The 13,337-nt window shown below is 37.0% G+C and carries 12 protein-coding genes; 11 read left to right on the plus strand and 1 reads right to left on the minus strand.

The features are described from left to right. Positions 1–4 precede the first annotated feature (4 nt). Complete coding sequence (locus tag ACZ41W_RS12865; RefSeq protein ID WP_464312386.1) at positions 5–733, plus strand: pseudouridine synthase; 729 nt, start codon at positions 5–7, stop codon at positions 731–733. A gap of 73 nt (positions 734–806) precedes the next feature. Here ACZ41W_RS12865 and ACZ41W_RS12870 read toward each other — a convergent pair whose 3' ends face one another. Then, entirely contained in the window at positions 807–1,370 is a 564-nt protein-coding gene (locus ACZ41W_RS12870) for a hypothetical protein (RefSeq protein ID WP_464312387.1), read from the minus strand. A 120-nt stretch (positions 1,371–1,490) separates the two neighbouring features. Between ACZ41W_RS12870 and ACZ41W_RS12875 the strand changes: the two genes are divergently transcribed. From ACZ41W_RS12875 to ACZ41W_RS12920, 10 genes are all read left to right on the plus strand, one after another. Further along, on the plus strand, positions 1,491–2,321 hold the full coding sequence (locus tag ACZ41W_RS12875; RefSeq protein WP_464312388.1) for a GNAT family N-acetyltransferase: 831 nt from the start codon (positions 1,491–1,493) through the stop codon (positions 2,319–2,321). A gap of 33 nt (positions 2,322–2,354) precedes the next feature. Next, positions 2,355–3,254 carry an RluA family pseudouridine synthase gene (locus ACZ41W_RS12880; RefSeq protein WP_464312389.1) on the plus strand — a complete coding sequence of 300 codons (900 nt, stop codon included), beginning with the start codon at positions 2,355–2,357 and terminating at the stop codon, positions 3,252–3,254. Between the two features lie 7 nt (positions 3,255–3,261). Then, on the plus strand, positions 3,262–4,086 hold the full coding sequence (locus ACZ41W_RS12885) for a hypothetical protein (protein WP_464312390.1): 825 nt from the start codon (positions 3,262–3,264) through the stop codon (positions 4,084–4,086). Positions 4,087–4,098: 12 nt separating this feature from the next. Next, entirely contained in the window at positions 4,099–5,745 is a 1,647-nt protein-coding gene (locus ACZ41W_RS12890) for a uridine kinase family protein (protein ID WP_464312391.1), read from the plus strand. A gap of 45 nt (positions 5,746–5,790) precedes the next feature. Beyond that, entirely contained in the window at positions 5,791–7,383 is a 1,593-nt protein-coding gene (locus ACZ41W_RS12895; protein WP_464312392.1) for a PP2C family protein-serine/threonine phosphatase, read from the plus strand. Between the two features lie 85 nt (positions 7,384–7,468). After that, positions 7,469–8,029, plus strand: coding sequence for an ArsR/SmtB family transcription factor (locus tag ACZ41W_RS12900; protein ID WP_464312393.1), 561 nt, complete (start codon positions 7,469–7,471; stop codon positions 8,027–8,029). Positions 8,030–8,046: 17 nt separating this feature from the next. Continuing rightward, positions 8,047–9,696, plus strand: coding sequence for an ABC transporter substrate-binding protein (locus ACZ41W_RS12905; protein WP_464312394.1), 1,650 nt, complete (start codon positions 8,047–8,049; stop codon positions 9,694–9,696). Continuing rightward, positions 9,689–10,771, plus strand: coding sequence for an epoxyqueuosine reductase (locus ACZ41W_RS12910; RefSeq protein ID WP_464312395.1), 1,083 nt, complete (start codon positions 9,689–9,691; stop codon positions 10,769–10,771). Before ACZ41W_RS12905 ends, ACZ41W_RS12910 begins: the two co-directional genes overlap by 8 nt. Positions 10,772–10,844: 73 nt before the next feature. Then, positions 10,845–12,032, plus strand: a complete 1,188-nt coding sequence (locus ACZ41W_RS12915) for a glycine C-acetyltransferase (protein ID WP_464312396.1) — start codon at positions 10,845–10,847, stop codon at positions 12,030–12,032. Positions 12,033–12,273: 241 nt separating this feature from the next. Then, positions 12,274–13,185 (plus strand): chemotaxis protein, encoded by a 912-nt coding sequence (locus tag ACZ41W_RS12920; RefSeq protein WP_464312397.1) that lies wholly within the window; start codon positions 12,274–12,276, stop codon positions 13,183–13,185. Positions 13,186–13,337 lie beyond the last annotated feature (152 nt).

Below are 13,337 nucleotides of genomic sequence, written 5' to 3' on the forward strand. Positions count from 1 at the left end.
TTTAATGGGCGAGAAGATTCGAATTGATAAATTGTTAGCCAATATGGGCAAGGGAACTAGAAGTGAGATGCGAGATGCTCTCAAATACGGTCAGGTCAAAGTAAATGGCGTCGTGATTCGCACGGGAAAAGAAAAAGTCGATGCCGATTTAGATGTAGTAACGTATAAAGGCGAAGTCGTTGAATACAAGAAGCACGTTTATTTAATGATGAATAAACCTCAAGGGGTTATTTCAGCAACAGAGGATAACTTTCATAAGACGGTGATTGATTTAATAGAAGAAGATTATAAGCATTATGAACTCTTTCCCGTAGGACGACTGGACATAGACACTGAAGGCCTTTTGATCATAACCAATGATGGCGAGCTGACACATAATTTGCTGGCGCCTAAAAAACACGTACCGAAGACGTATTTTGCAAAAGTAGCTGGCAAAGTAGGTCAACGCGATATCGATGCGTTTGCAAAGGGCATCGTCCTTGATGATGGATATGCGTGTCAACCAGCAGAACTTGTGATTGGTGACAAAATTGAAGGATTGACAGAAGTGACACTGACGATTCACGAAGGAAAATTCCATCAAGTTAAAAGGATGTTTGAAGCGGCAGGGAGTAAAGTTGTTTATCTAAAACGCGTCTCAATGAATCAATTGATCTTAGATGAACGAATTGAACTTGGACAGTATCGAGAGTTGACTGAGGACGAGTTTCAGCAATTAACTGCAGGTGTTTAAGCACATAATGAAAGCCAACGTAAACTCATGAGTTCATACGTTGGCTTATTTTAATGAAGATGATCCGTATGGATTAACGTTCACCAGCTAAAATCTTAATAATGGTATCTAAGTCGTAAGTTTTGCTGATTTTAAAGGTTCCAGCTTTGAGTTTGCTGTCATATCCCATCTCTATAAGACGTTTTACAAAGGCATTTGAACTCGATATAAATCCTTGTGATTGAAGATTTTTTCCAATGGTGTTACCTAGTTCGCCTTCAGATACGACAAATTTTTCTAAAACTGCTGCTTGTGTTGTCGGTTGAGTGGCTGGTTGAGTCGTCGGTTGGGTAGGAGCTTGTGTCGTAGGTTGAGTCGCCGCTTGTGTAGGTGCTTGAGTTGCTGCTTCTGTGGTAGTTGCATCCGAATTTGTTTCTGTAACGCCTTCGGATGTCGCTTCAGTTGATTCGACTGGTGTTACGACGATGGAAGATGAATCTGTAGCGTTTGTTGTTTTAACCGCTTGTTCTTCATCAATATCCACTTTCAATGTATCTGAAATTTTCCATGAGACAGCTAAAAAAATGACGGCAATAATGAGTAATGAAACAAAAATATCGCTCATATCATATAAAAAATCTTTTAATTTTTCAAACATTTCAAAATTCCTCCAAAAAGTGATGCTCTCTTAATAGAATAGCACAATTTAGAGGATTCTCAAAGTATAGTTCTTCCCAAATTGATTACTTTCGTGTTACAATTTTCATGAGGTGTCTTTATGTTAATTCGATTAGAACAAACACATTTACCTATGATGGTAGAATATATAAAAATGCATAAAAAAGAAACGATTTATCTCGTAAAGCCCGTAGAAGAAATGAGCCTTGGCAACTTGCAAGGGACATTTTATGGGTATCTTGAATCCGACGCATTAAAAGGATTATTTTATTTTTCAAATAAAAGCGTGCTGGCGCTTCATTGTGACGATCCCAAAATTTTGGGCAATTTGCAGCTTTTAAAAGCCATTAAACACTTTAAACCTAGATTTGTAAAAGGATCTCAGATGAGTACAGACGGCATCTATAAGCTCATGTGCCGAGCAGTTCAATCCATTACTGAGAACAAATCAACATTAATGATATATGAAAATAATGATATCCAGACAAAAATAATAGATGGATTTGAAGTAATTACGGGTAAAAATAATCGTATAGACGATTTGTTAACGGATTTGAGATTTTTTATTGAAGTCGAGACGCATTTTGGAAGACAAGTTAAAGCGATTAATGATATTGCAAAAACTTTTAAGCACTTGATTCATCAAGGCAATTATTATTTAATCGTCAAAGAACAGCAAATTGTGGCACAGGGCTTAATCGAAGATGAAACTCAACACATGGGGATCTTATCTGGAATTTATGTCAACGCACAGTATCGACAAAAGGGACTTGGACACTGGATTACGGGAGAACTGACAAAAGAGCTGATACGCAGAGGTAAAACGCCATACTTACTCGTGAAAAACAACAATCCAAATGCGAGAAAGTTATATGAGAAAATGGGCTATCAACAGGTGACGGGATATTCCATGTTGACAATACACTATTAGCATGTTGACAATACACTATTAAAAAGGGGACTTATGAGAACAATTGAAATTACTAAAAATGAATCTGAACAAAGACTCGATCGATTTTTATTGAAATACTTTAACAATACGACTCGCAGCAATATCTATAAATTAATTCGCAAGAAAGTGTTTAAAATCAATGGAAAACGCATGACAGAAGAAGACTATTTTTTAAAAGAAAACGACGTTTTGGAAATATTTTTGTCAGAAGAAACCATCGATTCGTTGATGAAACCATTTATACCAGTTAAACCAGAAAAATTAGGATTAGATATTGTCTTTGAAGATGATGAAATTTTAGTTCTCAATAAACCCAAAGGCGTATTGACGCACCCTGACAAAACAGAGTATAAAAACACCTTGGCAACCATGGTGCATTTTTATTTAAAAGATCTATGTACGAACACATTTAGACCAGCTCCCGTTCATAGACTTGACAAGAACACCAGTGGTGTCGTGATCTTCGCCAAAACCTATGAAGCCTTAAAAAAATATAATCACTTAATGAGGGAACGAGCAGTTGAAAAGTATTATATTTGTGTGGTTCATGGGCATCTTAAAAAAGCAGGAGAAGTAAAGGGGTACTTGATTAAGGACGAAGTCCAAAATAAAGTGCGCATCGTTTCTAGAGATACCGACGAAGGGAAGTATTGCCATTCAAAATACAAACCACTCAAGCAGTTTGGCGATTATACGCTTGTTGAAGTAGAACTATTAACCGGTAGAAGCCACCAAATCAGGGCTTCTATGCAATTACTGGGTCATCCCATTGTGGGAGATTTAAAATATGGTGGAAGACGAGTGGATGGTATCAACAATCAACTGCTTCATAGCAATCGATTGGTCATTGACTCTCGATCGTTTGAAGCAAATTCCCAAGAGATTGAGGCGTTTATAGAATCTCAAGAATGAGGTCTTTATGGTAGAATCGATAAAAGTGATTAAAAAGTTAATTGAGCGTTACGACTACTGCGGCGCATATGAGATGCTAAAAGAAATGGGCCTTGAAAATACAGATGCTGGCGTGTTGATGAACTCGTGTAGATATGCGGTGAACTTTGATTTTTACATGGCTAGAAAAGAGTTGAGGAACCTATCAAAGGCAGCACAAAAGGTACCCGAATGCGCAGAGCTCATTGACAATTTAGACGATCTCAATGACGGGCAACCTGATGCATTGATGTCTGAGCTGCTTGAAAATCTTAAATTTCAAATCGTCAATGAAGAGTATATCGATTTTCTAGGACGAGTGTATCGCTTTAAGGAAGCCATTTATAAGTATATGTTTATAAAAAGCCAACTGCCGACGAGACCTTTTACCTTTCAAATTAAATTTTTGCAGAAAAAAGAGATTCTTAAAATTCTCAGAAATCACTACAAAATATTTAACAACAATCTCATTTTTGCTTTGAACTCATATTTCAAGAAATATGATAAAAACGGACATGTGGTCGATCCTATTATTAAGCTGATGAACTCCGAAAAAATGAACCAACTGATTGAAATTCGACATGACTCTTTAGTAGGACATGGATTTAGAGGTGTCAGCATCAGTGAAATTCAAAGGGTTTATGGCAATCCTTACCACGTGTTAGATGATTTTAGAACGTGTTTAGAAATATTGGGAATTGATGTTCACCGATATAAGTACTCAATGGTCAATGAGACAATTATGGAGTTCATCCTTGCTGACGATACACAATATGGTGATGCGGAATCATCTAAAGAAACAAATCTTTTGTAGGAGGGGTTTACGATGAAAGTGACTGTGAAGGGATATGGTGTTTTTGAAGTACAAGCAGGCGATACCTATGAAGTCATCTCAAAAAAAATTCAGCGACCAGATGTGCCGTTAATTGTCGCTGCAAAATGTAAAAACACATTGAGGGAATTATCACATGTGATTGAAGAGTCATGTGAGATTGAGTTCGTTGACCTCAAGCATTCTGATGGTGAAAAAATCTATCAGAGAAGTCTATCTTTTTTAATGGTAAGAGCTGCTATGGCTTGTTTTGAAGGCATCCGCGTTAGAATTGAGCATAGTTTGAGTAAGGGCCTTTATTGTGAGTTTGATTATGAACGCCGTTTGACACATGAAGACTATGAAGTGATTCTCGCTAAAATGAAGCATTACGTGGAACAAGATATGAGTATCACGAAAGATATTTATTCCAATGAAGAGGCTTCGGCAGCTTTCGAATCCTCTCATATGTATTCTAAAGTAGATCTTTTAAAATATCGCCCTAAATCAGATATTCGACTCTATAAATTGGATGGTGTAGTCAATTACTTTTATGGTTACATGGTACCGAGTACAGGATATATCCATATTTTTGATATGATTAAGTACGATGATGGCGCTATTTTGATGCACCCGACGAAATACAGTCCATTTTCTGTCCCTAAGTTTGAAGAGTCTCCTAAAATTGCGGAAGTGTTTAAAGAATCTGAAGAATGGTCAGATATTATGGGGATTGGTTATGTAAGTAATCTCAATGCCATGATTGATAGTGGTGAGTACAAAGAACTCATTCAAATCGCTGAGGCATTACACGAGAAAAAAATCGCCTATATCGCAGACGAAATTACGAAAAAGAAAAAGCGCGTCATTCTCATCGCTGGACCTTCTTCGTCGGGTAAAACGACTTTTGCCAATCGTTTGAGAATTCAACTTAAGGTCAATGGACTCCATCCAATTACACTTGGAACGGACAATTATTTTGTCGATCGTGAGTTTACACCAAGAGATGAAAATGGCGATTATGATTTTGAATCCATTGAAGCGGTAAACGTTGAACTCTTTAACCAAGATTTAACGGATTTGCTTGATGGCAAGCCGGTACAGTTACCGACGTTTAATTTTCAGACGGGCAAGCGAGAATATAAGGGCAATACCATCCAGATAACAGAAGAACAACCCATCATTATCGAAGGAATTCACGGATTAAATGAAGCACTTACATCCAAAATCTTTAAACGCGATAAGTTTAAAATATATGTCAGTGCATTGACACAGCTCAATATTGACGAACATAATCGAATTCCCACAACTCAAGCGAGACTTCTCAGACGGATTGTTCGAGACAATCAATTTAGAGGACATTCAGCAAAACGCACCATCGGTATGTGGTCTTCTGTACGACGTGGCGAAGAAAAAAATATCTTCCCTTATCAAGAAGAAGCGGACGAGATTTTTAACACTGCACTGCCATATGAACTCGCTGTACTCAAAAAACATGCAATGCCTCTACTTGAGCAAATTACAGAAACAGAAGAAGAATACGCAGAAGCACTCTTGCTGAGAAAATTCTTAGGATATTTTAAAACCATTGAAGAAGAAGCGTTGGTACCGAAGGTTTCTATTTTAAAAGAATTTATCGGTGGCAGTGGATTTGACTTATAGACATCTATGGAATAGCAGAATAAGATCAACTCTTAGGAGGCTTAGATGGTTCGCGATGATGATAAAAAATTAGGTGTTATGACCTATATAGTAGCAATTGCCTTGATGTTAGCCCTTATAGCCATAAATGAGCTGTTTTTATTCAATCAATTGTCGGCAATTATGCCCTATTATTTTTCAGTAGTTATTTTAGTGAACATAGTGATTAACAGCGTACTAGCAAATACAACCTACTATACCAGCCGTGTCAAAATTGATCAGAGATATATCACCATATCACTATTACTGTTTATCCTCACATTAGACTACATGATTGCTTTGATGCTCATTGCGTTTAATCCAGAAAAATACTTAGCCTATATAGCGCTATATTTGGGATTTGGTCGGATTTTTCTAATCTTAGGGATGCTTCTTTTGCATTTAAAAGTGGATATCAGTAGAATTTGCATGAAAATTCGATGGATGATTGTATCTTGCCTAGTGGTATTGATACTTCAAATTGCTAGTGTTCATGCTGTTATGTTTTTAAAACTTGACTTGGATTCGATTTTGTTTGTTACAGATGGGTTATCTGTGACGATGTTGATTGTTCTGAATTACGAACTGGTACTTGCGGATCGAACGAACAACTCACATGCAATTTTGTTTGCTTTTTTTGTGATGCTCATCTCACAGGTCGTATTGGCACTTTCGCCACTTGGATATGAAGCACAGATTGATAGTTATGTTTTGTTGGCGGTAGGACTTGGCTTCTTCTTTTTTCACGTCAATAGAAATAATGTCATCATACCGCAGCGAGAACAAGATTCTTTGCTCAAGCAGTTTAATCTCTACTCGCTGAATCTCAAAAAGATTATCGATAAGAAAACCTATCAAGTCACTGAGGCAAATGATAAAATCATTGCAGAAATAGAGTATGCGAAGAGTATTCAACAATCCTTACTGCCGGCAGCGGATGCAATGTACAGAGATGTGCGAATCATTTCTTCCTATTTTCCATGCGAGCAGTTGAGTGGAGACTTTTATGATCACTATAAAATTGATGAAGACAACATCGCCATTTTTTTGTTAGACGTCTCGGGCCATGGGATTTCAGCAGCTCTCTTGACCATGTTTTGCAACAATATGTTAAAAACCAATGATCGCAATCTTCAATTGATGAGAAGTCTAAAGCCAGAAAAAGCACTTGAATATTTTTACAATCAGTTTAATCGCATAAATTTTCCGGATGAGATGCATATGGTCGTATTTTACGCGACACTGAATCTCAATACGCGGATGCTCACATATTGTACTGGTGGTTTGAACTGCAGTCCAATACGTGTTAAACGCAATGGAAAAGCTGAATTTTTAGATCGTAGTGAGGGGTTTGCAATTTGTAAACTAGCAGGATTGGTGACTCCGGAATACCGCAGTGAGCGGATCAAATTAGATAAGGGCGACCGACTTTTATTTTATACGGATGGTTTAGTAGATAAAGAGAAAAACAAAACCATGGAAGTTGAAGATTTAGTTCATCATCTGCAAATCAACAGACATTTGTCGATAGAAGAACTCAACGAGTCTATCTTAAAAGTAGTCAATCCAAATCGAAAAACATTGAATGACGATATTACCTATGTTTTAGTTGAAATATAGTGAGTTGACTCAAAAAATGAATGCAACTATAATGTATGTGTGTTTAAAGCGCACCAAAATTGAGGGATAATAGGGTGAGGGATCAATGAAAGATTTTATGGTATTGAGGGATTTAGAACAAATCAAGGCGATATCGCAACAAAATAGGCTGAACATAATAGAAGCATTTGACAATGAACCTAAGACAGCAAAGCAAATCGCTGAAAGCTTAAATGAACCACATGGTAGAGTGAATTATCACATCAAAGTTCTTGAAAAAGTAGGGATTATCGAACTCGTTGAAGAAGTAACGAAAATGGGTGTCGTTGAAAAGTATTACTGTCCAGTGGCTAAAAGCATCAAGATTGACAGCAATGCAGTGGCTCCAGATCCGACTTTAAACAGTTCTATCAGCAGTATATCGCTGGCTTTCTTTGAAAGTGTTTCTAAAGAATTTTATGATTCAATACAGCATTATGAAGGGCAAATTACACGAAAAATTTCACATTACTCAGATTTTTATTTAACTGAGGACGAGTCAAAAGAGCTGAATACATTGCTCAATAATATGGTAGATTCTTTTTTAGTGGGCAAAGAAGATCCAAGAGAAGGCGCAGTTAGACATAGTTTGGCGACAATGGTTTTCGCAATGCCTGACAAAGAATAGTGGCAGGGGAGATTATAATGAAAAGCTTCAAAAGGGTAATTTTGTTGTTGTGCATGGCTTGTATGGTCGTGATGTTGGTCGCGTGCGCATCATTCAATAAGAAGAATGTAGGTGAAATCAACACAACAAGTGAAGCAATAGTTGAAAATCCCGCATTATCGAGGGTGGATACCTTTGTCGTTGCAACGGATTCTGTAAAAGGAAACTTTAATCCACTGCTGTCGAGCACAACTGCGCAAAAATGGGTAAAGATGTTGGTTTTTGAGGGATTATATAAAGTTGATGCCGCTACAGGTGAGTTGATCGACCAATTGGCAATTTTACCTGAAGTGTCCGAAGACCGCTTAACTTATACCATCACATTAAAAGATGACATCAAATTTCAAGATGGACATCCACTCACATCTAAAGACATCATTTTTACGTATAACATCATTCTTAGCGAAGCGTATCAAGGTGAATACCAAAGATTTAAAGCGGTGATTCGTGAAATCGTAGCGATAGATCAACAAACCGTACAGTTAACCTTAAATAAATGGGAACATGAAAATTTAGAACTTTTTGCGATTCCTATTTTATCAGAGTCCTATTACCAATTTCCTTCATGGAATGTTTTTGTTAATGATATGAAAGCACCCATGGGAACTGGTCCAATGCGTTTTGATGCATACGTAGAGAATGAAAAAATTGTCCTTAAAACGAATCCTTATTATTGGGGAAAATCTGCCCAAATTTCTGGCGTTGAGATTTTGGAGATGAATTTAGATGAAGCACGTAGTGCATTTGAACAGGGGCAAATTGACTTATTAGAACTTCCGAGAAAAAAAGCGATTGTCAATGAAATGAAAAAACTAGATTATGCCAACATCATTACTGAGAAATCCGCAGTTAATATTTTTATTGGTATGGATCATAGCAATCCCCTGTTTAAAGAAGCTTATATTCGAAAAGCGCTTATTTATGGTTTGAATCGAGAAGAGTTTATTATAAGTGAATTTGGTGGATATGCTGAAACTATTCCTTTTATTGCATCTTGTCCAGAAGAGTATGCAATGAGTACGCTTCCTGCAGATACTTATGCATATAGTGAAGAACGCGCGATTCAGTTGCTTGAAGACTATGGCTGGAAAGATACCACAGGTGATGGAGTTAGAGAACGCAACGGCGAGACGCTTTCGTTTGAATGGTATGTGTTTGCCGATTCTCAATGGTCATACAATCTAGCGGTATACGCAGCTGAATCTTGGAAGAAATTAGGATTTGATGTTAAGTTGGTTTTTGGAGATTATGAAACGATGACAGCGACTCTAGAGTCTGGTAAGCGTTACTCTATGTGGAATATGGGGTGGCTGATGAGTTATGGACATAATCCAAGTCACCTGTTTGGATCACCAGAAATATCAAAAAATAGCAATTATTCTGGTTATGTTAATTTAGATGCAGAGGCGCTATTTGTAAAAATAGATGATGCATCGTCACAAGCTGAGCGAGATGCGTATTATGCGAAGTGGCACGAAATTCAAAATTCGGACGTTCCATATTTGCCGATTGCAAGACTCAAGACAATATGGGCTTACAATGATCATGTTGCCAATATAAATACCAACCATTTGTCATTGTGGCCTGAAAGCATTACGCTGATTGAAATCGAGGGACAAAATGATTAATAAAGAAGAATTAGAACGGATGATGAATGCCCTAATGCTAAAGTGTTGGGGCATTATTTCAATCGATGATACGTATCGACAAAAAGTGTCTTCGCGTACATATTTTGATATCAACAATAGCATACTCGCTGGGAATCTTTCCAAGACTGTGGTTGCCATAGCTGTGCCTTATTCAAATGCATCTTATCCGAAACCGCAGGATGATACCACTGTTTGGGGAAAAGTGGAACCTTTTTCTTGGGAATTTGATTATCATGTGCTGGTGCGAGAACGACTTAAGGCGTTGGCGGAGCAGATTGAAGAGCTGGTGTTGCGCGATGAAAGCACTCAGATTTCGAGTACAAAGCTGAATCAAGTGGCATGCTATGTGGATCAATCGCCTTACAATGATAAAGAAGTGGGATTTTTAACAGGATTGGGTAAACTAGGAAAACATCATATGTTAATTAACGATCGCTATGGCGCATCTTTTTTTATTGGATATTTGGTGTATCCTTTTGAATTACCATTTGAAACATCTTGCTATAAATTACCGGAGCATTTGCCACATACGCTATTGCATCCGGTGTGCGAAGCGTGCGACATGTGTACCAAAGCATGTCCGACAAATGTTTGTGAGGACAAATCAGAGATCGACATGACGAACTGTATTTCAGCGCTGACTCAAACAAAAACACACATAGAAGAAGCGCTTTTATCAAAAATTCAAAATACGATCTATGGTTGTAGTATTTGTCAAAAAGTGTGTCCGCTTTCTGCGAATGAAATTGGGAGTGCGGAAATACTTAGATCTCATTCTTCAAACTGGGTGGATTGCTTTGAACTGCTAGAAATGACACAAAAATCATTTAAACACATCTACGGTCAAATGGGGTTTGCTTGGAGGAGCCACTGGGTGTATAAGCGAAATGCACTGATCCAGATTGGTCATTCACAAAATGAAAAACATCTTAAACGACTTGAAAGCTTTGAAAAATCCCTTTTAAATGATGAAAAGTGCGTTTTTTATTATCAGTGGGCGGTGAAACAATTATCAACTAAAAAGGAAGAACTAAAATGTACTAAAAAATTGTAACATCATTTCATGTTTTCAGACGATTCAGATGGTGATATACTAATACCGAATAATCACTTACGGAGGCGCAACTATGTCAAATGTACATGAGTTAAAGTATTTACAAGATCAAGTGCAAGAACTTAAAGATCAAGGTGTATACAGAGTACTTCCAATTCTTGAAGGTGCAAATGAACCAGAAGTTATTTTAAACGGAAAATCAGTTATCAACTTATCATCAAATAACTATTTAGGATTTGCCAATCATCCAAAACTCAAAAAAGCAGCCATTGAAGCCATTGAAAAATATGGTGTGGGTTCCGGTGCCGTAAGAACGATCATAGGCAATATGGATATTCACGAAGCATTAGAGAAACAACTTGCTGAGTTTAAAAGAGAAGAAGCCGTGATGGTATTTCAATCGGGATTCAATTGTAATGCAGGTGCAATCCAAGCAATTACCAATAAAGGTGATTTGATTATTTCAGATGAATTAAACCACGCAAGTATCATTGACGGCGTTAAGCTTTCAAAAGCTGATAAAGCCGTTTTCAAACACAGTGATATGGCAGATCTTGAGCGCGTATTAAAAGAAAAGCGCGATCAATATGTGAATTGCCTTATTATTACAGATGGTGTGTTTAGTATGGATGGCGACATCGCTAAACTTCCTGAAATCGTTGATCTTGCTGAAAAATATAATTGTATGACTTATGTAGATGATGCACATGGTTCGGGTGTACTTGGAGAAAGTGGACGTGGAACAGTTGATCACTTCCATTTACACGGACGTGTAGATTTTTCTATCGGAACACTTTCAAAAGCAATCGGCGTGATTGGCGGCTATGTTGCCGGCAACAAAGTCATGAAAGAATGGTTATTACACAGAGGACGACCACTTTTATTTAGTACATCTTTACCACCAGCAGCAGTAGGCGCAATCAGTGCAGCAGTAGAACTCCTTAGCTCAACAACTGAGTATACAGATCGCCTTTGGAGCAATGCAAGATTCTTTAAATCAGAACTTGGAAAATTAGGCTTTAACACAGGAGCGAGCGAAACACCTATCACACCAGTTATTATTGGCGATGAAGCTCAAACTGTCGCGTTCTCAAAACGCATGTTGGAACTTGGCGTATTCGTTTCTCCTATTATATTCCCAACTGTACCAAAAGGAACGGGTCGCGTGCGTTGCATGGTGACTGCAGCTCATACGGAAGAACAACTTGCACGTGCTGTTGCAGTATTTAAGCAAGTTGGAGAAGAAATGAAATTAATCTAGTACGTAGTCAATAAATAATCTTTAGAAGGTGCATCCACAGTTTGGGTGCACCTTAATTTATTTAAAGCAAAGAATTGTGTTTTAAGGAACGATTGTGGGTATAATGCCTATAACAAAAATTCTGCTAAACCTTATTTAGCATATATCCTAAAAGAGGATATTAAGATATAATAATAAATAAAATCACACATGTAAGTATGTATGACACCATTAAATTAATTATATGGAGGATGTTTCAGTTATGGATAATAAACCAGGTATTTTATTAGAAAGCGGAACCGGAGAAGTTGAAATTCTTCATTTTACCGTAGCAGGCGTACATTACGCAATCAACGTTATTAAAGTTAAGGAATTGCTTCAAATAGAAAATATCTCAAAAATTCCAAATTCACATCCTGCAGTTTCAGGAATTTCACTGATTCGTGGTGAGATGATTTCCATTATTGACCTATTGTATGTCCTTGAACATAAGAAAAATGAAAATGTGAAAAATAGTATGACTTTGGTGTGTGAATTTAATAAAATCAAAGTTGGGTTTGCCATTGAAACTGTTCTTGGCATCAATCGTATTGGTTGGAATGCCATTATGAAACCGGATGATTTGAGTGCGAATTCATTGATTATTGGAAACATCAATTTAAATAATCAAATTATCATGCTTTTAGATTTTGAAAAAATCGTGATGGACATCAATCCAAGTACGGGTATTAATATGGATCGCGCTAAGAACATCGAAGTAAAAGATCGTTCTAATATTAAAGTTGCCATTGCAGACGATTCCCCAATGATTCGCAAAGTGTTACTCGATACATTAACTTCAGCTGGATTTACAAAACTCAAATTCTTTGATGACGGAATGCAAACTTATGACTATCTCATGATGGTTGCAGATAAGTACGGTGATGGGTATAAGAGAGAAATTGACCTTTTGATTACGGATATTGAGATGCCACAACTAGATGGTCATGCATTGACGAGACGTGTAAAAGAACATAAGATTCTTAGAAATTTACCAGTGATTATCTTCTCATCTCTTATCACAAATGATTTGATGCATAAAGGTGACGCTGTTGGAGCAGATGCACAAATGAGTAAACCGGAGATTGAAAATTTGGTTAAACTAATCGACAAAATTCTCGATGTAAAAGGTTAAATCATCCATCAAAGTTCGTTAAAAAGAATATAAAAAAAATGAAATAAAACCTGTGAAATTATGCATAAAATTTATCATAATTTTACAGGTTTTTTTTGACTATATATTGACGGACTATGAACATGCGAGTATAATAAATCGAGTGAAAAGTT

This window comes from Fusibacter fontis (assembly GCF_055378735.1).